Consider the following 22299-nt stretch of genomic DNA (forward strand, 5'->3'; position numbering starts at 1 on the left):
CGAACCGGTTAGCCGTATAGTTTTGACATTTCAAAATCAAAGTACCTGTATAACAACGTTAACGTATTTTTCTCAGACAATTTTCGTATCGTGATATCGTACGATTCAAAAGTGGATCGCAGGGAGTTTGTCATTTCCTCCACCCTTTTTGTTAGAATCGTTTCAGCCCGTTCTAAATCTTGGAACGTACGTTTATTCATTTTCTCTCTAATGACAACAAAATGCTGTTTTGTCGACATTTCATCTTTCATCCTTATCTTTTGGAAGTGATCGATGTAAGATGTGATGAGGGTTCGCTTGTATTCATTACCTGTGTTATCCTTATTCTCTAGTTCATGCAAATAACGTTTTTTCCAACCTAAGTTATAGGAACGGAAATCCACTGGAACCGTCATCGAGATGGTTTGTAATTGATCTTGGACTTGACTCATTAAGAATGAACCGTAATCTTCAAATAAACGATTCTGTTCATACTCCGCCAACAAATCAAGGTTGATACCACTCACCTGCAGAATGGTCGTCAGGTAACCATTTTTCAAAAGGACATAGTCCTTGTATATCCCTTCGATGATACTTATGTCTTGAATTGTCGATTTTCCTTTTTTTATAAGGGTCTCTACTTCATAGTCGAATTCTTCCCTATCCATTTTCTTATTGTGATTAACCACGGAAATCATCCCTTTTATTCGTATTCATAAAGAACATCTTCTGTCTATTGTGGTAATGGATCATTCGTTTTAAATAGCTACTATATGTGATATTGGGCCGGGAAGATATGGGACGTAAAACGGCAAAGGTTAAGGAGCCTAACAGCAAAAGGGCCATGAAGAAGCATTTAACCATCATAAATCCCAATGAATAGGGTGGGATGAACAAGATAATGGCGGAAATAACGACCGCCGGGAATATAAATCTAAAGAAATTCATTAATGATAAGCCTTTAACAATGTTATAGGATCGATCGACATTATCAGGGAAAACAAATGTTTTCCCCTTGCGACTATCTTTTTCTCCAAGTAACTCTTTGAGAGCTTCTCTAAGTTCTTCTTTTGCCGTCATCTAGTTCACCTCGATTAAGCGAATAACGCGTACATCCACGGAACAATCCATACGATTGCAGCTGCTAACCCCACCCCTGCCAAAGCCATTCCTACTCCACGAAACATTTCGTTTTTGGTATGAGGATCATCCACGCCTGGCAGTTTTTTAATGATGATCCAGATGGATACGCAGATTCCGACTGTAACCACTAGGCCCGTTAACAGTGTTTGAACTTGTTTCAGTCCCTCTTTGATTTTTGCTGATACATTGGCGGCTGCAGATGCTTGCTCTGGAGCGATATGTACGATTAAAAGAATGGCAGCAAACATCAGTAAGATTTGTAATTTTTTTAACGAAATCATATGTTTCCTCCTTAGTCGGTTTCCAAAATTTCTTTGAAATGAATATCGGTTTCTACCTCTTTTACCTGTCTTTCTTTCCGATTTTCTAGTTGAATGTGATTATTTAAATTTCCCAACTGTTTCTCGCCCTCTTTCTCTGAGAAGTAAGGGGAAACTTTTTTCACTTTGCCATTGCCACCCAATTTCCCAATATACGAGCCAACTTGATTGGTAATCACCTCAAAATCATGTTGTTTCGCTTGGCTTTCTTTCTTTATTTCCATGCCATAAAAGGCAAGGAAACCTTCTGCAATGGAACGACTATCCATGATCACTTCATTAAAGATTACCTCCATTCCGGGATTACCTCTTACTCTTTCCATCCATTTTTCTGCAATGTCAGGCAACCAGACGTCTCGCTCTTTTTGATTCTCAACTAGTGATAGCCTGGTCCCTTGACCATCATTTGAAATAGTTTGGATTGTAACGGTCTTTCCTAAAAGATCTGAAGGGATAAAGTACTCTTCTAAAGCCCTACGAAGAGCTTGTTTTCTAAGTTTAGGATCATTTTTAAGTTCCTCTTTTACAACAAAGGTGCGTGCCTGTTCGATATTTTCATAAGTTGTTAGGGGTTTATAAGATTTTGCTAAATTTAGCCGAAGTTGTTTATTGTCATGGAGGGAGAATGCTTTTCCATCATCCACAATGAAGAATGAGCGCATTCTAAACTTTTCAAACTGGGAGGTTCCGAGTGTATTTTGAAGCAAATCCTCTTTGGTTGGAAATACGGGTGTGACGATGTGCGCTTCCTTAGATTCCTGTTTATAGACCCCGAAGTACGCATCTTTATTTTTCAGAATGGAGAAAATACTTTTTTCCTTATCGACTGGGAATGTTTCCATGCATTTCCCTTTTATTTCAAATAACTGAGGGCGATGTTCCTTTATCATGGCGTAATATAGCTCATACTCAGCTTCTGTCTTCTCTTCGGTTGACCAAGAAGTGGAATCTGGTTTCAAACTCTTCTTTTCCTGGTCCATGAGACTTGTCTTATTTAAACTTTTTTGTTTAGACTGTTCAATCATTTGTAGAATAGAGTCAGCAATCGTAAGCATGGAATCGTTGATCGATCTTTCAATCGAATCATTTCTCATAAGAAGATCATCTCCTTCCTGGATCGAAGTGATTTTACAGAATGAAACAACTTAGCGTATAAGGAAAAAGGATGCTACTGCAATTCCTTTGACGTCTCTCTTGCTTGTATTTTACCAGCGATATTCCTTTTATTGATTAAATCAGCCAAAAAAATACAAAAAATGAACCTATTGATGGGATGCGTAGTCATATAACCCTAACTTTTCTGGTTAGTATTCTAGAGACTTTAGTCTTGTTATTATCCTTTTTACTAATCCTCGGTCTCTTTTCTGGCTAGATCAGCCGTTTGATTTCAATTACGTTTTTTAAGTTCATAACGGAAAAACCCTTCTTTTAAGAAGAAAGAAAACAAAAATACGCGGCTGTATTATTCCTTGAGAATAATACAGCCGCGTATTTTTGTGTTTTATTATCGTTATTGTTCCATCATCTTAACGTCGTCCATATGCTTTGGAACATATTCATTGAATTGATTAAATAAATATTTAAGGTAGGAGTTTAGTTCAAATCGATCTTCCTGAATAAAATGGACAAATGGGGTTTTATTTTCTTCTTCCATCTTTTCCTCCCCTTTACTTTATCTTTAATATCATCCAGAACCTTAAGGACACACCAATTTGAAGTTCATTGCATTTTCTGTTTAGAAATAGTTTAAATTGAATCATCATTTTTATTAATGTTTATTGGCCTTGCCTACACCAACATAACATCGCTTGTTTTCATTATAAAAGAAAACGCTTACATTTTCCAACGCTATTGTCATACAAATTTTGACAAAACCTTCTAATATAAAATGTCCGTCCTGCTTTGAGAACTTTGTATAAAGACCCAGCCACTCGACAGAACCCCCTATATATAAAATTTCCAGTTAAAAAGGGCTCTTTCCATTTGAATTGGGTGTAAAATCAACAAAAAAAGAGGTTGATTCAAATTAGTCGTTATTCAACGACCTTTTGAATCAACCTCTTTCATATATCTAAGCTCTATTTTTTAATGTTTTATCCCTTTAAATTGGTCATCTTCCCCAACTTCAATAGTTTAGAAAGGGCTTCGTTTGATTGACCCTTACCTTCCTTAGCATCTTCTTCATGATTCACAGGCGCTTCAGATGGAACGATTGGTGAGGAAGCTGGCTTACTTTTCTGGGATACCGGCTGCGCCATTTGCTGGGCAAGCGTCGCCCCTTCGGGATTTCCTACAATTAAAGAAACGATATTATAAAGAATCCTTTGCCCTTCCTCCGTTTTCAAAAGTGCTAATTGATCATTCGAAAAGGTGTCTAGTGGAAGGTAAATACCTTGTTCTTTATAAGATCCATTCCGAACCTTTAACCCATCTTCAATAAGCGCGCTAATAAGTTCATTTCTGCTTTTAAAGCTGTCTACCAACTCATTAAATTCATTAGCCCATTTTATCGAGGTTTTTGGGGTATATTGAATGCCCCTACCTGGAGTGATTTTTCTATTGGACAACGTTACCACCACCTTGTATCACAACTAAAAGAAGATGCTGCTCCCACTCTTGAATTTTTATGCTTCAATTGATTGCTTTTCAATTTCAGCAATGATATTTTTCAAGAGATATGCTTTACTTGTAAAGAAACTGGCTTGATCGATATTTGGAGGAAATAGACAATCTTCATCTTTAAGTTCCGCTAGATATTGGTAGGCGAAGAGCAGCCCTCCCCCTACGATAATCATTTGCCCAACGTTGGTATCAACAAAATACCGGATGACTTTATCTTTCACTTCTTCGGCATATTGATTTGTATATTTCTCCACGATCCCGGTGATATCGGCTGTTTTGGACTGCCATGTCGCCTTAAAGACAGGAGAATATTTTGGTTTTTTGACCATTTTATCGATTTCTGGCTTGATGAACTTCCTCATGAATTCTTCGCGTGTAAACGAAATCTTAGGCGTTTTATTAACGCGTTCAAAACGAGCCCTTATGCTGTCGAACTCTTTTAGTTCAGCTGCTTCTTTCATGATTAAATCAATGTATTTATTGGTACCAATCAAATGGTTTGTAGATTTTGTTGAGTTTAATCCATTTTCATCATAAAGAGCTAAATCCAATGTTCCGGCTCCCAAATCAGCTATGGCAAACTCATCATGGATTTGTGATGAAAATTCAGTTTCCACCACTTCCCCGTCCACTAAATCAAAGGCTAAGGCTAAGTAGCTCGTTACGCCCTCCACATTCAGCTGAACATTCGTAATGTTAATGGTTATGGTTTTGCCTTTATAAGGCCCTTTTATTGCCGTGATTTCATGCTCACCCATATATAAGTTGATTTTTTCGGAAGACGCCTGTTTGGCCTCTTCTATTGGAAGACCAAAACTCAATGGGACGTCTACTTTATTGCTCTTACCCGATTTCCAAGCAGCTAAGGCTAATCCAGCTAAAGTGGTTACAACATGTATTTCATTCCCTAATTTATCTCTTGCATCACTGCTGGTTTCCCTTAAATTATTTTTGTCATTCGTTGAAATTTGAGCATATTCCCCTACCGTATAATAAGCATTTGTCCGATTCTTTGGTAAGGCTTTACTTTTAATATGTAAATGAAGGATCATATCATCAGGAAAAGATTTATCTGCGCTTTCATCAGGCATATCTTCGGCTGTCGTTTCCGCGTTTTCCCCGATAATACTCGCGATATTTAATGAAACAACGTTCCCTTTCTGATCGATATACGTAATTTTATTAGAAATGTTCCCACTATCCACTCCTGCAATTAAATAATCCTCTTTAAATAAAAAATCAAGCTTTGTCATGGTCTTCCTCCTTCGGACTAATCTAGTTTAGTCTACTTACTATCCAATATATCGAGAATCCTTGTTAAAGTCAACGGAAAATTAGCGCTAATTTGACGTTATCGCCATTTTAACGCTGTCACCATACCGTTAAATTAGCGCTACCTCATCGCTCAATAAGTATTTTCGAGTATTTCTGTCGTTTATTTGACGGTAATTTGACGTTATCGGTAATTTAGCTTCCTTTATCAATCGATAATTAACTGCAATTTATCGCCAAATTAACGCTATCGATTGTTTAACGTTGTAAATAAAATGCACCTCACTCGCAAACTAATCTAGTCTAGATTAGTTTGATTTAGTATAGAGCTACTCATTCTCAAATTATCGCTGATATAATCATTTTATCGCATGCATTCTACCATCAATCCATGTTTTCAGTTATATATCACAAGAAAAGCAGAAAAAACTCATGTATTATCTAAACTAGATTAGACTAGATTAGCTATTTTTCTCATTCCAATTTAATCTAGATTAGATTAGTATTCATCAAATGCATTCATAATTTCAATTAAAGCAAACAAACCTAGTTGATTAGTCTTTATCTAGTAGGTAAACTATAGATAAAGATAAATTGACGCTTAGCGATAGGGATATAAAATAAGCTAAAGTTAAACTAGCGTTAAGAGGAGGGTTATCGTGACAAACAGAGTCCAAGCAAACAAGGACTTCATTACAGAAGCACTTCGTGATGATGCTTTATTCACTTCATTGGTGCTTGATAAGGAATACAGTGCCAAACTTTTTAAAAAGGATATTCTAGAGTTGGATCCGAATGCCATGTATTCAACCACCGATTGTTCCGATAAAATCTTTAATATCGCTAATTCGACGTTAAGGTATTACGTTAGAATGCTAGAGGGATACTTAGAGATTTATGTAGAAGGTAGAAAGAAGCGATTGCCATTTCTTACTGTTTTTAAACTCCATATGACTTTATTGTCCATTGAGAGGGGAGAAACGATTTCTGATATTCAAGTTAAGTTATCGCTAAAATCGATTCCTCAACAAAATGGTGGAAAAGCAAAAGGGAGTAAATATAATGAGGATACCTTAGATCAATTATTCTCGGAATTTGATAGAAGGCAGAATGTCATGATGAGAACCTTCACGCTACAAAACACAATCAATCTAATTGAAGTGGAGCTGCTGAGAAGGAGAACCGGAATAGCTGATAGACAAAGACAAATTGAAGTGTTAGAAGAAAAGATTAAGAATCATCGGTTAAACCGAAAAATGGATAGACAAGCTGCTATTGTGTTACGAAAAAGTTTGGAGCAAAAGAAAAATACAGGTTTTTTCTCTTTCTTTGCAAAAAAGAGTACAGAAGATACTCTCAATATAGAATCGGACATACTAGTGGATGAAAGGGATATAAAAGCTGACCATATAGAAGTAGAATACATTGAAGAAATAGATACGATAAGGCAGAAGATCAGTCAGATGGAAGAAGAATCACTTGCTTTAGAAAAAAGATTAAAATCCGAAACAGCACTTCTAACAAATGAAAGGAAAGTACTGGAACAAACGATGGAGGATTAATAAATCTTATTTATTTTTAGTCTATGTGATCTTTTAAACGTAGGACGCTTGCTGGTAGATGGGTATTAACATTTCTTTTTGTAGATTCAAATGAGGAATAAGTGTTCCTTTGCTTTATGAAGAACAATGATGTCCATATCTTATCTAAGGGCTCTCTAAGCTCTGTAGCAGGGGAAAAGGGAACTAAGGTCCTTATCCCTTAGTTAAGTAGATCGCATGCATGAATTGGATAGAAGTTTAGACCACCGGCTTGGGTGGTCTTTTTTTACAAAATCTTTTCATTTTTAAAATATGGTTTACAAAATTTTGGGTGAAAATTGATTTAGTGAATAGCTTTATAGAATGCTGCTACTTTCACTAATGCTGAATTTGCATAGTGGTCGTTTTAAGTTTGCCCCAACTGATTGGATGGTTCTTCTGTTGATTGTATAAAACTTATAATAAATGAACTTTAATTTATTTAATGTAGTTGATTGTTTTCTAATGATTGAAAGGCTCATAGTTTTACAGGGAGTAAATGATTCTTACTAATCTATATTTTAAATTTTGTTTGAAGTGATTTATTTCGTAAATAAACAAATTTAATAAAAAGGCATATTTAATAAGAGAAAACAGATTTAATAAAAGAAACAGAAGTAATAGGCATATTTCTATTGTGAGGTATATCCCTTGAGGGACAAGGGTTCTAGCCATTTCTAAGAGTCATTTTAACAGAGTTTCCACTTTCCCACATATCGAATGTAAATGAAGTCACATATACACAGGGCATTTTTTTAACTATTTACATATTCACAGGAAGGGATTTTTAATATTCACTAATTCACAAGGTTACATTCGGAAGCTATTACGCATAAAAAAATAATCCCTCTCAAAAATTCTGCCAGAATCCGTGACAGAAGAGGGAAGGAAAGACATTTGTTTGAAGGGAATAGGTCAATCGTTTTTCTTGCGCCTATGCGAATAGCCCTGTGAATGTCTTATTTTTTCACAAGGCTGGGTTACGCTATTAAATTACACCGTGTAGCTCGGGTGCTTGGCCGGTTTTAGTGTACTCCCTGATTTTGGCTTCATGGATTAATTCATAAGGAATACTTTTTAAGGCCCCAGGAAGATACTTTCTAAAGGCCATTCGGAAAAAGGCACCAATCGAGTAGAAATGGAAAGAACCTTTTCGCTGTTTTTCTGTATGTATATGAAGGCCTATCTGATCCATGGTTTGTAAAAAGAAGGTTTTCATGAATCGATCACGTATGGTAAAGCTTTCAGCGTCTTCATCCATAAGGTAGTTCAGTTTATTCATTACTTCCTGTTTAAAGGAAATCATGACATCGATTTGGTCTCTTGGTTTAAATTTAATTTGGTGTCCATCAAAGAAGTAGGTGAGCTCATTTGATAGTTTCGCCATGAGTGAGTGGACATTGAATTCATCCGTGTTTTCTTCCACACATTCCGGCTTCAAGGAAAAAGTGGCTTTTTTAATCCATAATTGCTTGCCACGAATCTCTATCCCCGTGAATTCGATGGAAAAAAGAGCTTCTAAAACGCTTAAAGTTTTACGAACCCCTTTTGCATTTTTGTTTAGTTGAAGTTTTAGTGTCTTCATCGTCCGTTCTTGTTTTATTTTCTCCATTTCACCTGTCTTGCTGAAAGACAGACCAGTCCGGAACTGGTTAAGTAAGGATAAGAGAAGTTCGATCCCTTCCGGGTTTGAGGTACGTACGAATTCTGCTAAAATATTCGTTTCAAAAAGGGCGTGCGGTATGATTAGATAGTTGAGAGATACACCATTAAGTTCAGGTGTATTATACTTATCAACATCTTTTAACCTGATAACAGGTAACCCTTCGTGGATTTCCTCTTTTACAAAATGATGATCTTCTAAAAACCTTTTTCCTCCCCAAAGGGTGGAATATGAGATTCCAAGTTTCTTTGCCCAGTAAGCAAGATTATATTCCTTAAGCATGCCTCGTTGGTTTTGTTCTACCTGTAATTGGTTTAACATGGTCATATATACGACATAGGCAGAGGCAGGAGGGCGCTCAAATGACTGATCACGAAGAAAATGGAATTCTTTTAAGATGGCGTGATGCATTCTAAAACCATCGATTCTTATTCTGGATTCTTTCATTTTAGGCCCTCCTCTCGTCTATTTTTCTAGTTTGAATTATAGCAGAATGGAAAAACAGGAAATGCTGTCCTTTATTAAGGGAATTTCAAAGTTGCACAACGTGTGCTCATCCCTTGGGGGGCAAGGGATTGAAAAAAACACTAAAAATTTTTGTGTGAAAGGAAACGTCATTTTTTCACACCATTTGTGCATGTTGTGAAAGGAAACGTCATGAATGGATAGGTATGTAAATTAGGACAAATACTGATATATCAATGTTTTCATGAAATAGACCATCCAATAATGGACCAGAATAAAAAAACTTGCACAGAAATGTGTGCAAGTTTGTGTGAGAGCAAACGTCATTTTTCTTCATTTTAGAACAAAAAGAGATAAAGTTAGGCACTATTTTGTTTGGGCCTTTCATTTTTGCTGAAATTTTGTTGGTGATTTAGGGGTAGAAAAGGTTGGTTGATTAAAATGTTGGGAAAAATCTCTGTAAACAAGGGGAATTGTGCACATTGTGAAAGGAAACGTCAAACCAGAAAAAGTTGCACAGCTTATTATGCTGAGCCAGAGATGCAAGAAAGAGCCGAGTTTAGGGGAGGTTGTTAACGGAAGATACACTTGCATCCCCTTATCATTGTGCACATTGTGAGAGCAAACGTCCAATGGAGGAAAAGTTGCAATCTCAAATAATGCTGTGCACATTGTGAAAGGAAACGTCATTCTTTAATCATCTAGGGATGAGGCAATCCCTTGTATATCAACAATCTAATGAAAAAAGCCATACATAATCGAACTAAAATCGTCAAACTTGCACAATAAGGTGTGAACGGAAACGTCAACTCCCTTTTTATTTGACCAGATGCAGAGTCTTATGCGAGGCTTTAGGTAAAGAACCTATAGTTAATAGAAGTTTAATAAGCAGACTTGTGCACATTGTGAGAGGAAACGTCAAAAGTAAGATAAGTTGCAATTTTATGGAGAGTATCCAATCGGTTGCTTTTTTGCTTTATTTTTTACCAGTTGCATTCCTTATGGTGAGGCATCGCAAGCCAAGAAGACAGCCAAAAGATCAACGGGCACCAAACTGCATACATACAGACGCTAGCGTAATTTAAAAAACTAAGTGCACAACATACGCAGGAGCGATTGTTCATGCGAGTTTTTCGTTCTGCTTGCAAAAGGGTAAAGCATCCTTTTTGGTGAAAAGATGCGCTTCGCAAGTTTAAAGGGCACATATTGCAAATGAACAGAGAAGAAGTGTTTTGTGCACATTGTGAAAGCAAACGTCAAAATAAAAAAGTTGCACGGTTGGACCGCGTGTTGACAAAAGCAACAATGCTCACTCATAATTACCATATTACTAGATTAGAAGGGGAACACAGATGGATTTTTTAGTAGGAGTTAAAGAGGTGGGGGAAATTCTCGGATGGGATCGGAGAAAGGTCTCCACCTACCAGCTGCGTGGGGTGCTTCCTAAACCAGTGGTCCATTTATACAGTGGTCCCATTTGGTTTCGAAAACAAATCGAATTTTTTAAGGATGGGAAAGAATTTGGTGTCCGGACTTATTATATAAAAGATGAGATGGTCTATGAATGTATGCGTAATCAACCTTTCAAAGATACAATCTATTCCCCTAAGGACATTACAGAACAGATGGGAAATTATATCCTTTATCAGGAAAAGGACATTCAACAATTGAAAAAAGCCATCCTAGAAAAAAATCCAATCGTTCAGTTCCTTTCTTTTGAGTCCGTTAGCTTTCTGCACGATTTGGGTATTTTGGAAACCGTTGTTTTTCAAGATTACATTCAACAGTACTCATTTGAGGACTTAGAGTCGACAAAAGAAGGGTAGGTTAAAGAATAATGTTACAACCCCTGCAAACGAAATTTTTGAATGTCATGAAAACGATTTTCCCAGATTTTCCTCAACTCTTTGTCGAATGGAATATGGATATCAACCATCTTATGTCCGGTCAAGATGATTACCAGCCTAGCCAAACATTAAAAGCATTTTTTGTGATTTTGGATAGCTTGGTGAAAAATTATGGATTGAAATTCGAGGAAATGGAACAGTGGGTTGATGATTACATAGAAGAAATTAGAAATTTTGTCCTTCCATACATACAGATTATAGGAGAAGAGAATTCAGCACATTCCCCAAAGTCAAACAACAGGGAAGTGATAAATGCCCTGTTGAATCAAAATTTTGCCGAGTCCGGTTCGGCCTTACTATTTCATAAGTTAAGGGAGACCATCAGTAAAAATGAATTTGACATTGCGACGACTGATATCCCTACTGCTAGGATTGCGGAGAGGGCTTTAGAAGCGACGGCTCAAGTGAGGGCTGAAAATGATTATCTGATGATCAAATCCAATGTAGCCATCGAACAATGGAAAAATCTCACTTCTCAAGCGATCACGTCGATGGATGACTTAACCGCAGATATTTTTGATATCGTCTCGATTCTTTGGATGCAACAGGCTACTCATAAGGACCAAATGATCCATTTCCATACGGATGATGCTTTGAATCTAAGGAGATTGCAAGGTCGGAAAGAAGATTTAGACGGCTATCAAATGTCTTATCGAAAAAAAGAACGTGACGATATCATGAAAAGGTTGGCCGCTCTCACAACGATATGGATAAGAATTGAAAAAGAGAATTTGAGGTTCATAAATGAGGACCAGGGAGATTTTGAAGAAATTGGACAAGTCCAGTTTAATCCCTTGTTTTTGGTGGATAGCGTGACGGTGGCCTATCGGGGGGATAATCCGATCGGTATTTATGAATGCAGCATTCGTCCAGGGGAAATGCTCGCAAATTTCTTATACGGTTCCCAAAGGAGTAGTGGGCTGCTTGCATTAAAGACGCTAGAATACCATCCAATTAAGCAAAAGTACCATAAACGGTTATCCAGGTACCTGTCCTGGCAGTGGAGGATCCGCCAGAAGAGTGCAGACTATCTCAGGGCTTATCATATTGGGGGAGACAAGGGGCTTTTAAAAGTCATGGATTTGGACGTGAATCCGCGATACGGTTCAAGGATTAGAGAACAATTTGAGGAAATATTGGACACCCTGCAGCAGGATGGAATCATTAAAGGGTGGAGCTATAAGGAAAAAAACCTTGAGAAACAAATTGAGCAGGAGAGAAATTGGTTCGCAAATACTTGGTTGAGGGCACGTGTCCAAATCATCCCACCTACTGAAATCACGGGAATGGGAGATGACCAGGACTTATTATTGATTGAGGATCAGGACTATGACACAGAAAATTTTCTAACTATGTTGAAAGGGATGACGGACAGGGAAACTGGTGCAACCAAGGAGATGGTTGAAGAAAAGCAAGTTTCCCCCGAAACGATAAATAAGGAAAGAACGGATCGGGGATTAAGCATTTTAGAGGCGGCTAAGGAAATGGGGATCTCCCATAGTACCTTGTCCAGGTATGAAAGGAATCTAATTAAACGTCCATATACAGTCAGTTTAGAAAAGATGAAAGAGTGGTTAAATGCAAAATAAGCATCTAAACGATGCTTATTTTTTTGAAGGTTTTCTTACCCTATCATGCGGAGCAACATCCTCTTAGTTTGCGCTGACAATAGAGTTGCAGGGTGTATGAAGCACCTGATAATTTGCATGTGGAGTAAAAGGCATCCGAATGGGTGAAATGTGAGTTCCAAGGGATGATTGTACATGCTTTAAACAAGAAACAAAAGAACGTATATCGTTCATTGAACAAGCAAAAAAGATTGAGGACATTCAATTTTTTGTGATTGAAGCAGAGAGCAAGGACCACTGGTGAAAGTGCTATTGGTGACTAAGTTTCCTTGCTCGAAATATATTATTCCCGTAAAAGGTTAATGTTACTTATAAGCAACAATCTGTGATAAGAAGAACGGATGTTATGGGATAACGAAGGGGGCTAGTGCAGAACACCAAAATGCATAGGTTCATATTTTGAAATTTAGAAAGTGATTTATGGACGTTCCTCAAAAGCTTTCCCTGGCCTTTCGTATATGCTATTCGGTTTCATCATCAAGCAGGCGCAGGATATTTTCAATGACACCCGCATGATCACCTTTTCGAAATTTATCAATAAAGTCTATATAAAGAAGCTCAAATACCTTTTCTAGAGTGTAGCCATGTTCTGGCTGAACTTCCTCCATATCGGCAAGCAAAATCTCTCCGCGTAAGGCGTATTTCCTTCTCATGCGTAAATTCAACGTTTTTATTTCTTGGTTCTTTTCTTTATGGATTAATTTAAAAGCAGATTCCCCATACTTTTCAAGTCTTGAATCTTTACCAGCATATCGATCCAATGAGGTGAGCAATCGGAATATGGCGTTTGAATCTGGATTCTTTTTCGCAAACAGCAAAAAGTCATTATATAAAAGATTCATCAAGTCGTTTTGTTCGAAATGCAGGTCTGATAGGTCTTGAATATCTTCACAGAAAACTTCTGCTCGTAGAAATAAATTCAAGGGGACGTCTATACTCAGTAAGATGGTTGATGATTTATTTACTCTGTGGAGTAGCTTTCCGATAAAGTTTGTTGATCCGATTAAAGATAATTCTTCATCTATAAGATTGGCTTGGCTATATTTCCCCATCGGTTACTCCCCCTAGTTGCCTTTTTTTGTATGCTTCGATAAATATCCGATGTGCCGCTTTTCGAACACTGCATTTCCAACCGGCCGCATAATCGCCTATCCTTTGATACGTTTCATGATCTACTTTGCAATGAACCGTGTAAGGCTGGTCTGTATAGGTGACGTCAGGGTAGATAAGCACCTGTTCAAGACCAAATAACAGTATTTCCGTGCCCAAGGCTGTTTTGGAGCCATTCCAGTATCGTCGGGATTCCCGCCTTATAATCATGTCCATGGGTTCGTCCACGGGGATTTTTATGTCATGAAGCTTATCCGAACGAACTTTTCTTTTTTGTGGTTCAATCGTTTTTTTATTAGAAGAAGAGAGAACCGGATTCAAATGTTTAACCTTTCCCATTTGGTTTTCCCCTTTCAGAATCGTCTTTTTCTTTGGGTTGGTTGGTCAGTTGGTTACATCGTTACGCTCTGCCAAGAGTGGAGGGAGGTATATTTACTAGGGATTGTGGCAAGGCTTTTTTTAAGTGAGGTGATACGAAATGAGTAAAGATATTTCAAAAGAACTGGCTGAAAAGCTTGCTAATAAGGCATCCACGCTACATTACGTAAAGAGCACAAATGAATCTAAAAAGAAGTAATTAGCCTAAAATAATCTTGATTCCACCCTGTTCAGTGAGTTTGTATGGGGCTTGATTCTGTTTTGTAATATAGTTTTGATCTGTCCAGCAACCATCTTCATCCCGCCCCCAATCCGGGCAGGGGAGAGGGACGTCAGCAATTTTATGTTTTTGAAGGATACTTTTATACTCGTTTGAATGTGCGGCAACAAATAAGGCCAAACGAATGATTTGATTACGGTCCAGGTCGGTCGCTTTAAACACATTCTCTATATAATTCTTATAAACGTCCGGGTATCTTACGGTAGGTCTATACACCATTTTCCTTCCTCCTTTTTAAATAGTATATGGACGTCCGCTGGTTAAAATGACATTTGGTCAAATATGGAATAGTGAAAAAATTCTGAGATTGATCAAGGAATAATTAATCTAGATTAGTCTGGTCTGGTTTTATATAGAATTAAACTAGTCTAATCTAGTTTAGATTAGTTTGGTGTGGTTTAGTTTAGTTTATTAGTTGATCCATGGAACTTCCAATGAATAGGGATCGTTAAAAAAGAATGAATATGTGTCTGTTTGTTTTACTGCAACGCCGTTAGATTAAAAAGGTAGGAGGGGGGCATGTCCTACCCGAAGCAGAGTAAACTACGGGCAATTCAAGATTATGATTGCCAGAAGGGATCCCCTAAAAAAACAAAGTACGTCTGCCACGGTATTAATATCGGTTGTTAACCACTACCTGTAAGGTTAACTCAAAAACTGCTTCATTTAGTCACCTTCTGGGCTATCGGCACCATAGAACATTCTTTGTCTTCCTAAAATTGAAGTAAAAAGGCAAACACATAGTAGTCATGGCTACTATGTGTTTGCCTTTTTTTCGAAGCGAAACAATGAAGAAAATAGCGAAACTGTATATGTGTGGTTAATGTATGGGGCGTTCAAGAATGGCTTTATCTTATTATTTTTCATGGACTTCTTCATCATCCAAACTTTTTATCTGTCGAATTACATATTCTTTATTTTTATTTTTAAAATTAGCTAATACTTTTAGTAAGTTTTCAGTGTCCTTGAGGGACATACTTTCTTCTTCTAAGTACTTTTCCCAAAGGGCTCCTTTTTGAATCAGTCTGCGTGTTCGTTCTTTTCTGGCTTCGTTTGAAACTTTATGTTCTAAAACCCTCTTCTTTTGCTCCAGAACCTTTATTCTGTCCTTCATTTTTTGTAATTCTTCATTCGGCATATGAATTACCCTTTAGGTGGATCCTGTGAAAAATTCTTCCCTTCCTCATCATCCTCTTTTGAAGAAGAGGCTTCACTAAATGATTTCACTTGATGACTAAAGGAATCAATTAATTCCTTTGCTTCCTTCACATCCCCCACTTCCCATGAATCCATAAGATACTTCCCAATTTCCCGTTGAGTGTTGTTTAATATCCTTTTCTGTTTTTCCTTCAATCTTTTGATCTGTTCTTCAATACCTAATATTTGCTCTTTCGTATTCTGTCTTACCAACACAAGCACCCCTCATGGATATTTTTCCTAATTGTAACACTTGTCCTAGAATATGGAAAGTGATAGAATGATCCCGAAGATAAGAATCAAGGGCGCACTTATATACCACTATCGTGATATTGTGCTTTGGCTTCTCCTTTGGAGAAACCAATTTCGTGAAGCGTCTGAAAAATTTGCTTCGCTCATGTTAGGAAAAGAAAGGGAGGTGCATGAACCGTGGCCATCTATCATTTCTCCAATCAGATTATCTCAAGAAAAAAGCAACAAAATGCCGTTGCTGCAGCAGCATATCGTTCCGGTGAGAAATTAGTGGATGAAAGAACCAATGAGTCCAAGTTTTATAAAAGACAAGTGGAACCGATCACTCATATTCTTGCGCCTCGCCATGCTCCTAAATGGGTATATGATCGTCAGCAATTGTGGAATGAAGTGGAGAGAGTAGAAAGACAATGGAATGCTCAACTGGCCCGTGAAATAAATGTCGCCTTGCCAAAGGAGCTATCTCATGAGGAGCAAGAACAATTGGCCATTGAATTTTGTAAGGAGATTTTTGTGAAGGATGGCATGGTCGCCGATTTAGCGATCCATAGGGATGGTGAAGAAAATCCACACTTCCATGTCATGTTGACCATTCGGCCGTTTAATGAAGAGGGAACATGGGGAAATAAACAAGTGAAGGTGAAAGAAGTCAATAATGGAAACCAACATATAAAAGCCATACATACAACGGATTGGAATACCAAAGAAAAGCTTGTTTACTGGAGAGAGCAGTGGGCGACGTATGCCAATCAATACCTAGAGAAAAATGGTTTTCCTGAAAGGATCACACATCTATCGAATAAGGATCAAGGGCTTGAAACTCTCCCGACCATTCATGAAGGAGTTGTGGCAAGGCAGCTGCAAAATGAAGGGAAAGAATCGGAAAGAATTCGGATAAATATGGAGCGTAAAGAGTACAACAAAATCATCATCGAACTGTCAGAAGTGAAGAAAGAAAAACAGAGAAAAGAAAGAACAGAGAAGTTTGTTCGCCGCTTCACTCCTTTAGAGAAAAAACAACTACGCGAGACAGCCAGATCCTTACGGCTTTTTGTCAATGTCGAAAACATCAACACTAGAAGGAACCAGTTGGACAAATGGCATGCCCGACTAAAGTTTAGTCAAGAATCCGTTGATACATTTAAAAAAATGAACCGGATTGAAAGAGAAACGGACATGTTAGATCAAGCTGAAATAATTTTGGAAAATGAGGCTTGTAGGTTTTTAGAAAAGTATTATCCGAATGTTAATATGGAGGATCTATCTAAAGAACAAAAGATTGAAGTGGTAGAAACGACGGTCACGCAGAATAAAAGGTTAAGTAGCCATGAAATTGAAAAAGTCATACTTGATTTAGAGAAAAAACAAATCGAAAAGGACTTGTATGTCTTACTGAATAATAGGCCACAGTTTGTCCTTTCCGTACAAAAAGAAATAAAACGTACAGAAAAACAGTTCGAGGATTTGCGTTTGAAAAATGGGGTTAATTTTGCTGATGGATCAACCATCCAAAATGCTTCTGAAAAAGAGTTACGTAAAATGCGATTAGTATTAAAACAAAAAGAGGATTTGAACAAATCATTAGGCCTGTTGGGACTGCTTTATGACCACCAACTTCAAGCTATGTATCCCAATTGGGATGGACGTAAGTATTTATCGATTGAACAAAAGGAATTCTTTGTCATGGCAGAAGAATACTATGGGAAAAGCATTACGCCTGAGGATTTTTCAAACCCACCAAGAAAATACTCTAAAGACGAACAAATTGAAATCATTTCCTCTATTAATCAAATTAGTAAAGGGCATACGAATTCATCTAGACGAAATCAACCCATTGAGCTCATAAAGAAGAAGTATCCAGATTTCCAAACGGATAATCAGTCGTATAAACATATGTTCTATTATGAGTGCATGCGATATTCAGATGAAATTGGACACGAACGAATGAATCAACTTAAAAGTGTATTTGATGTCCAGTCTGTTGGTAAAGAAAAGGACTTCCAACTTGACCGCTCCACAACTTTTGTTCCGAAATCTAATCATCATTCAAATTTCTTTTCTTATGATGGTTCCGATTTCTTTTCAATTCTTGAGAGTGCAATCCGTGAAGCTGACCGAAAATGGAGAGAAGATGAACTTGAACAGAAGAATAAAAACAAGAGGAAAAGACAAAAGGGAATGGAACGCTAGGTTATTAACATTTTTCATATGTAAACATTAGATACTGGGTAATTGAATTAGTATATGTTTATATAGACCATTATTATGTGAGTTTTTAACAAACATCCGCCTCGTTTCCTACATAAATATGGTATAATTACCGTATGTAACTGGCCGGGTGGGAGGTTGCCCTAACCCTATCTCTTATATCTAAGAGAAGGGAGGTGACCGCAATGGATCTTCTAAAAGACGTACTAGTGGAAGTAGCTAAAACAGTTGCCAATTCGACAGTTGTTTATCTTTTTAGCTTGCTTCCCGCTAAAAAAGTCAAAAAGAAAACCACCCGTTCTCTGTCCAAAAAGCACGGGCGGCCTTCTAATAAGCGCAAAATTTAGGAGCAACCGACCCACTTTGGATTGGTTACTAAGGCGAGATGTTAGCGCATCTCGTCTTTTTTATATATTCCACATTATAACATAAATATACGAAAAACATAAAAAAGAAACTTCATTTTCATAGTTCTTCTTTTATTTTTCTCCGGACAGATGATCCTTTTCCATTCTTATTTAGAACCGCACGAGCAAATCCTTTACGTATGATTACTTTCCTCCTCATTCTATTGAAAGCAGGTAAAATAAGTTTGGTGGACAAACTTTATTATTACCATTTGGGTTTAGGCGGTACGGTTAGCGAATGTAGACCATGTCGTAAGGAAAACTATCATAGACACAAGATAAAAAAGCCTAAATACAGTAAAAAGTTATTATGAAGTAAATAAAGAACTTGTAATTAAACGTGCTAGGGAATCTTTTTCTAAGGGAATCGGAAGGTAAACAAAATGATCCCCGGACAGATATTAACTATACCGGGGCGTCTATTTAAGACATTGTCTTTAATCCCTAAAAGCAAACCGAATTCAACTTTATTTATGTAACCGTATTCAAAAAATTCTTGCTATGACACCACAAACATGCTAATCTAATTCCAAGAACGAAATCTAAACGTTTACATTAATTACATTAGTCATTTAATACTGTTTTCCTTGTTTGATACATTTTTTTATAAAAAAATCTAAACGTTTACATTTTTGGAGTGTTGAAAGATGGAGTCGAAACCAAATATTCATGATGTTGCAAAGCTTGCTAACGTTTCTATTGCAACAGTCTCCCGGGTCATCAATAACCAAGGAGGCGTCCGCAGAATAACAGAGGAGCGGATCCTTAAGGCGATTGAAGAACTGGGCTATATCCGCAGTGCAGCAGCCAGGACCATGAAGCGAAAAGAAACGAATACAATTGGCGTGATTGTTCCTGATATCAAGAACCCGTTCTTTCCTCTTGTAATGGCAGGGATTGAACAAAAAGCACGTGAAAAAGAATACTTTACTATCTTAAGCAGTACAAATGAATCCCCAAAGGTCGAAGAAGAGATTGTGAAGAATTTTATTGAGCGCGGTGTGGATGGTGTGATTATCACAACGGCCAATGAAAATGGTGACCACCTGAAACTGCTTCAAGAGCAGGGGATACCTGTTGTAGCGGTTGACCGCAGCATCAAAAAGTTTGAAGTTGATACGGTTCTTGTTGATAACAAGAAGGGGTCTTACCAAGCGGTTCAGCACTTAATTCTTCAAGGTCATGTAAAGATTGCAATTATTTGCGGTCCACAGGACACGACCCCTGGACTAGAGAGGTTCTTGGGGTATAAAAAGGCACTTGAGGAATACGACATTGAATTAGATGAACGATATGTCCTTCATGGAGATTTCGGGGAGCAAAGCGGTTATCAGAGTACAGAGAAGCTTTTTGAGCTGGATGATAAGCCAACTGCTATTTTTTCTTCCAACAACTTGATGACTATCGGCTGTATGAAAGCGCTAAAGGACTTGAACTGGAGGCTTGGCAGCGAGGTGTCGTTTATTGGTTTTGATGAAGTGGATATTGCGACATTTTTGAACCCGAAGCTTAGTGTAGTTGCAAGGCCAATGAATGCTATAGGAGAGATTGCTTTTCAACTCTTGCATGAGCGGATTTCTTTTAAAGGAGCCCTTCCGAAGAGGGAGTATTTATTGTCTCCAGAGCTGAACATCAGGGAGTCTTGCCGGTTACAAAATCATACATTCTGAATATAGGAAAAGGGCACTAGGAGTCATATTCGTCTAGGCGCCCGCTACCTTTCTATATATTGAAAGCGCTTTATTTAATTTAAGGAAGAGGGGATATCGAAATGAAAACAGCAAAAATGATTGACCATACGTTGTTAAAGGCAGAGGCAACAAAAGAACAGATAGTGAAGCTTTGTGAAGAAGCAAGAGAATACGGTTTTGCTTCTGTTTGTGTAAACCCAGTTTGGGTGAAAACGGCGGCAGAGGAGCTTAAAGGAAGCGATGTGAAGGTTTGTACAGTCATCGGCTTTCCACTTGGAGCTTCAACGTCTGCTGTAAAAGCGATTGAATCAGAGGAGGCAATTCAGAATGGCGCTGAAGAAGTGGATATGGTCTTAGCGATTGGTCTATTAAAATCAGGCGCAGATGAGGCGGTTGAAGATGACATTCGTGCGGTTGTTGATGCTGCTAAAACAAAGGCGCTTGTTAAAGTGATCATCGAAACATCTCTGCTTACTGAGGAAGAGAAGGTGCGTGCTTGCGAACTTTCACTTCGAGCCGGAGCTGATTTTGTGAAAACGTCTACTGGTTTTTCAACAGGAGGAGCAACGGTTGAGGATGTGGCATTAATGCGCAACGTTGTTGGGGACAAGGCTGGCGTGAAGGCATCGGGAGGAATTCGTGATCTGAAAGATTTGAAGGCGATGGCTGAGGCTGGTGCTAACCGTGTTGGAGCAAGCTCCGGCGTGAAGATTATGAACGGTGAAGCAGTTGAGGGTGGATACTGATTAAAGTGTAAGAGTTTTGAAAAACTAACGGACACAAGGGGATGTTAGAAATGAAAACACAAAACATAATTCAGCTGCCAGATGGTTATTTGAATCGTACACCTATTTTTCAGTTTATCCTGTTGTCTCTGCTGTTCCCATTATGGGCGGTAGCGTCCAGTTTGAATGATATTCTGATTACACAGTTCAAACATGTGTTTGAACTAAGTGATTTTGCAAGCGCTTTAGTACAGAGCGCATTTTATGGCGGCTATTTTCTGGTTGCTATACCTGCTTCAATGGTGATTAAGAAAACAAATTATAAGTTTGCCATTATTACAGGATTGCTTTTCTATATTATAGGCTGCTCGTTATTTTACCCAGCTTCACATATGGCTACCTACACAATGTTTTTATTTGCGATCTTTTCCATTGCGATTGGCTTAGGATTTCTTGAAACGGCTGCGAATACATATAGTTCAATGATTGGCCCGCGCAAGTATGCGATCCTTCGTTTGAATATCAGCCAAACATTTTATCCTATTGGTGCAATTTCAGGGATTTTGCTTGGAAAATACCTGGTGTTTCAGAAAGGAGCAAGTCTTGAGGCGCAGATGGCTACTATGTCTCCGGCGGAGGCACAGGCTTTTGGATTGAATATGCTCGAACATACTCTAGAACCGTATAAATATATTATTTTCGTTCTTGTTGGTGTACTGGTTCTGTTTGTTCTTACTAAGTTCCCATCATGTAAACCGGAAGTAAAAAGCAGCAACTCTTCAGAGAAATCTCCTGGAATGATTCAAACTCTGAAATACTTAGGTAAAAACAAACGTTTCCGGAAAGGAATCGCTGCTCAATTTTTATATGCGGGTATGCAGGTAACAGTTTGGTCATTTACCATTCGTCTTGCACTCGACCTTAATCCTGACATCAATGAGCGTACAGCTTCAAATTTTATGGTTTATAGTTTTATTGCATTCTTTGTAGGGAAGTTCATTGCGAATTTCTTGATGACTCGCTTCTCACCTTCTAAGGTATTGGTTAGCTACTCAGTCATCGGTTCAGCCCTTCTTGCATATGTGGCATTCGTGCCGAACATGACAGCTGTGTACGCAGCGGTTGCTGTAAGCATGCTGTTTGGACCTTGCTGGCCGACGATCTATGCAGAAACACTTGAAGTTATAAAAGATAAGAAATATACAGAAACGGCAGGAGCAATCCTCGTTATGGCTATTGTCGGCGGAGCATTTGTCCCTGCAGTACAAGGATTTGCCTCTGACCTTTTCGGTTCCATGCAGACGGCTTTCCTTGTATCGATGGCATGCTTTATCTATGTCGGTTTCTATTTCTTCGGTGAAATGAAAAAACAAAAAACATCAGAGAATCCTGCAAAAAAACCGATAGCATCAGCGTAATAAGAAAATTTTAACTGACAAGGGCAGTCGCTAAACGTGCTGCCCTGTTTGTAT

At 38.0% G+C, this 22299-nt stretch carries 21 protein-coding genes; 8 read left to right on the plus strand and 13 right to left on the minus strand.

Translation table 11 applies throughout. From position 1 onward, the window contains the following. Positions 1-8 precede the first annotated feature (8 nt). From trsD to ACQKNS_RS25080, 7 genes are all read right to left on the minus strand, one after another. Entirely contained in the window at positions 9-668 is a 660-nt protein-coding gene (gene trsD / locus ACQKNS_RS25050; RefSeq protein ID WP_427645943.1) for a TrsD/TraD family conjugative transfer protein, read from the minus strand. Continuing rightward, positions 661-1059 (minus strand): hypothetical protein, encoded by a 399-nt coding sequence (locus ACQKNS_RS25055; protein WP_427645944.1) that lies wholly within the window; start codon positions 1057-1059, stop codon positions 661-663. Before ACQKNS_RS25055 ends, trsD begins: the two co-directional genes overlap by 8 nt. Before the next feature lie 14 nt (positions 1060-1073). Next, positions 1074-1403, minus strand: coding sequence for a CagC family type IV secretion system protein (locus tag ACQKNS_RS25060; RefSeq protein WP_427645945.1), 330 nt, complete (start codon positions 1401-1403; stop codon positions 1074-1076). An 11-nt stretch (positions 1404-1414) separates the two neighbouring features. After that, complete coding sequence (locus tag ACQKNS_RS25065) at positions 1415-2536, minus strand: hypothetical protein (RefSeq protein WP_427645946.1); 1122 nt, start codon at positions 2534-2536, stop codon at positions 1415-1417. A gap of 416 nt (positions 2537-2952) precedes the next feature. Then, entirely contained in the window at positions 2953-3096 is a 144-nt protein-coding gene (locus ACQKNS_RS25070; RefSeq protein WP_427645947.1) for a hypothetical protein, read from the minus strand. A 439-nt stretch (positions 3097-3535) separates the two neighbouring features. Further along, on the minus strand, positions 3536-4009 hold the full coding sequence (locus tag ACQKNS_RS25075) for a hypothetical protein (protein WP_427645948.1): 474 nt from the start codon (positions 4007-4009) through the stop codon (positions 3536-3538). Between the two features lie 57 nt (positions 4010-4066). Further along, positions 4067-5317 (minus strand): hypothetical protein, encoded by a 1251-nt coding sequence (locus tag ACQKNS_RS25080; protein ID WP_427645949.1) that lies wholly within the window; start codon positions 5315-5317, stop codon positions 4067-4069. A gap of 678 nt (positions 5318-5995) precedes the next feature. On the opposite strand from ACQKNS_RS25080, the gene ACQKNS_RS25085 reads away from it, so the two are divergent. Further along, entirely contained in the window at positions 5996-6898 is a 903-nt protein-coding gene (locus tag ACQKNS_RS25085; protein ID WP_427645950.1) for a hypothetical protein, read from the plus strand. Positions 6899-7904: 1006 nt separating this feature from the next. Here the strand turns inward: ACQKNS_RS25085 and ACQKNS_RS25090 are convergent. Further along, a complete protein-coding gene (locus tag ACQKNS_RS25090) occupies positions 7905-9026 on the minus strand; it encodes a hypothetical protein (RefSeq protein ID WP_427645951.1) in 1122 nt (373 codons plus the stop codon). A 1370-nt stretch (positions 9027-10396) separates the two neighbouring features. Here ACQKNS_RS25090 and ACQKNS_RS25095 point away from each other — a divergent pair. Together ACQKNS_RS25095 and ACQKNS_RS25100 are read left to right on the plus strand one after the other, a co-directional pair. Continuing rightward, positions 10397-10870 carry a hypothetical protein gene (locus ACQKNS_RS25095; RefSeq protein WP_427645952.1) on the plus strand — a complete coding sequence of 158 codons (474 nt, stop codon included), beginning with the start codon at positions 10397-10399 and terminating at the stop codon, positions 10868-10870. 11 nt (positions 10871-10881) lie between these two features. Next, on the plus strand, positions 10882-12540 hold the full coding sequence (locus ACQKNS_RS25100) for a helix-turn-helix domain-containing protein (protein WP_427645953.1): 1659 nt from the start codon (positions 10882-10884) through the stop codon (positions 12538-12540). A gap of 500 nt (positions 12541-13040) precedes the next feature. Here ACQKNS_RS25100 and ACQKNS_RS25105 read toward each other — a convergent pair whose 3' ends face one another. From ACQKNS_RS25105 to ACQKNS_RS25125, 5 genes are all read right to left on the minus strand, one after another. Continuing rightward, on the minus strand, positions 13041-13631 hold the full coding sequence (locus ACQKNS_RS25105; protein ID WP_076371727.1) for a hypothetical protein: 591 nt from the start codon (positions 13629-13631) through the stop codon (positions 13041-13043). Further along, a complete protein-coding gene (locus ACQKNS_RS25110; protein ID WP_427645954.1) occupies positions 13618-14028 on the minus strand; it encodes a hypothetical protein in 411 nt (136 codons plus the stop codon). The genes ACQKNS_RS25105 and ACQKNS_RS25110 overlap by 14 nt, the downstream gene beginning before the upstream one ends. Positions 14029-14266: 238 nt before the next feature. Then, positions 14267-14566, minus strand: a complete 300-nt coding sequence (locus tag ACQKNS_RS25115) for a hypothetical protein (RefSeq protein ID WP_427645955.1) — start codon at positions 14564-14566, stop codon at positions 14267-14269. 637 nt (positions 14567-15203) lie between these two features. After that, a complete protein-coding gene (locus ACQKNS_RS25120; RefSeq protein ID WP_427645956.1) occupies positions 15204-15485 on the minus strand; it encodes a hypothetical protein in 282 nt (93 codons plus the stop codon). 5 nt (positions 15486-15490) lie between these two features. After that, the gene (locus ACQKNS_RS25125) at positions 15491-15757 is read right to left on the minus strand and encodes a hypothetical protein (RefSeq protein WP_427645957.1); all 267 of its coding nucleotides are present in this window, start codon (positions 15755-15757) and stop codon (positions 15491-15493) included. Positions 15758-15973: 216 nt separating this feature from the next. Here ACQKNS_RS25125 and mobQ point away from each other — a divergent pair, with 216 nt between their 5' ends. The 5 genes from mobQ to fucP all read left to right on the plus strand — a co-directional run bounded on the left by mobQ (position 15974) and on the right by fucP (position 22245). Then, on the plus strand, positions 15974-17986 hold the full coding sequence (gene mobQ / locus ACQKNS_RS25130) for a MobQ family relaxase (protein ID WP_427645958.1): 2013 nt from the start codon (positions 15974-15976) through the stop codon (positions 17984-17986). Positions 17987-18189: 203 nt separating this feature from the next. Then, positions 18190-18351: a hypothetical protein gene (locus tag ACQKNS_RS25135; RefSeq protein ID WP_307273756.1), complete on the plus strand. Its 162-nt coding sequence runs from the start codon at positions 18190-18192 to the stop codon at positions 18349-18351. A gap of 707 nt (positions 18352-19058) precedes the next feature. Beyond that, positions 19059-20081, plus strand: a complete 1023-nt coding sequence (locus tag ACQKNS_RS25140; RefSeq protein ID WP_427645959.1) for a LacI family DNA-binding transcriptional regulator — start codon at positions 19059-19061, stop codon at positions 20079-20081. 101 nt (positions 20082-20182) lie between these two features. After that, positions 20183-20848 carry a deoxyribose-phosphate aldolase gene (gene deoC / locus ACQKNS_RS25145; RefSeq protein WP_427645960.1) on the plus strand — a complete coding sequence of 222 codons (666 nt, stop codon included), beginning with the start codon at positions 20183-20185 and terminating at the stop codon, positions 20846-20848. Positions 20849-20898: 50 nt separating this feature from the next. After that, positions 20899-22245, plus strand: a complete 1347-nt coding sequence (gene fucP, locus ACQKNS_RS25150; RefSeq protein WP_427645961.1) for an L-fucose:H+ symporter permease — start codon at positions 20899-20901, stop codon at positions 22243-22245. Positions 22246-22299: the final 54 nt, after the last annotated feature.

Source organism: Peribacillus sp. NPDC094092 (genome assembly GCF_050279365.1).
GTDB lineage: Bacteria > Bacillota > Bacilli > Bacillales > DSM-1321 > Peribacillus.

Bases quoted from the DNA above. Each gene is read 5' to 3' on its own strand.
- ACQKNS_RS25060 (WP_427645945.1), bottom strand. From the start codon at position 1,403: ATGATTTCGTTAAAAAAATTACAAATCTTACTGATGTTTGCTGCCATT.
- ACQKNS_RS25055 (WP_427645944.1), bottom strand. From the start codon at position 1,059: ATGACGGCAAAAGAAGAACTTAGAGAAGCTCTCAAAGAGTTACTTGGA.
- ACQKNS_RS25135 (WP_307273756.1), top strand. From the start codon at position 18,190: ATGGATCTTCTAAAAGACGTACTAGTGGAAGTAGCTAAAACAGTTGCC.
- ACQKNS_RS25070 (WP_427645947.1), bottom strand. From the start codon at position 3,096: ATGGAAGAAGAAAATAAAACCCCATTTGTCCATTTTATTCAGGAAGAT.
- ACQKNS_RS25105 (WP_076371727.1), bottom strand. From the start codon at position 13,631: ATGGGGAAATATAGCCAAGCCAATCTTATAGATGAAGAATTATCTTTA.
- ACQKNS_RS25090 (WP_427645951.1), bottom strand. From the start codon at position 9,026: ATGAAAGAATCCAGAATAAGAATCGATGGTTTTAGAATGCATCACGCC.
- ACQKNS_RS25080 (WP_427645949.1), bottom strand. From the start codon at position 5,317: ATGACAAAGCTTGATTTTTTATTTAAAGAGGATTATTTAATTGCAGGA.
- ACQKNS_RS25120 (WP_427645956.1), bottom strand. From the start codon at position 15,485: ATGCCGAATGAAGAATTACAAAAAATGAAGGACAGAATAAAGGTTCTG.
- deoC (WP_427645960.1), top strand. From the start codon at position 20,183: ATGAAAACAGCAAAAATGATTGACCATACGTTGTTAAAGGCAGAGGCA.
- ACQKNS_RS25065 (WP_427645946.1), bottom strand. From the start codon at position 2,536: ATGAGAAATGATTCGATTGAAAGATCGATCAACGATTCCATGCTTACG.
- fucP (WP_427645961.1), top strand. From the start codon at position 20,899: ATGAAAACACAAAACATAATTCAGCTGCCAGATGGTTATTTGAATCGT.
- ACQKNS_RS25110 (WP_427645954.1), bottom strand. From the start codon at position 14,028: ATGGGAAAGGTTAAACATTTGAATCCGGTTCTCTCTTCTTCTAATAAA.
- ACQKNS_RS25100 (WP_427645953.1), top strand. From the start codon at position 10,882: ATGTTACAACCCCTGCAAACGAAATTTTTGAATGTCATGAAAACGATT.
- ACQKNS_RS25115 (WP_427645955.1), bottom strand. From the start codon at position 14,566: ATGGTGTATAGACCTACCGTAAGATACCCGGACGTTTATAAGAATTAT.
- ACQKNS_RS25095 (WP_427645952.1), top strand. From the start codon at position 10,397: ATGGATTTTTTAGTAGGAGTTAAAGAGGTGGGGGAAATTCTCGGATGG.
- ACQKNS_RS25140 (WP_427645959.1), top strand. From the start codon at position 19,059: ATGGAGTCGAAACCAAATATTCATGATGTTGCAAAGCTTGCTAACGTT.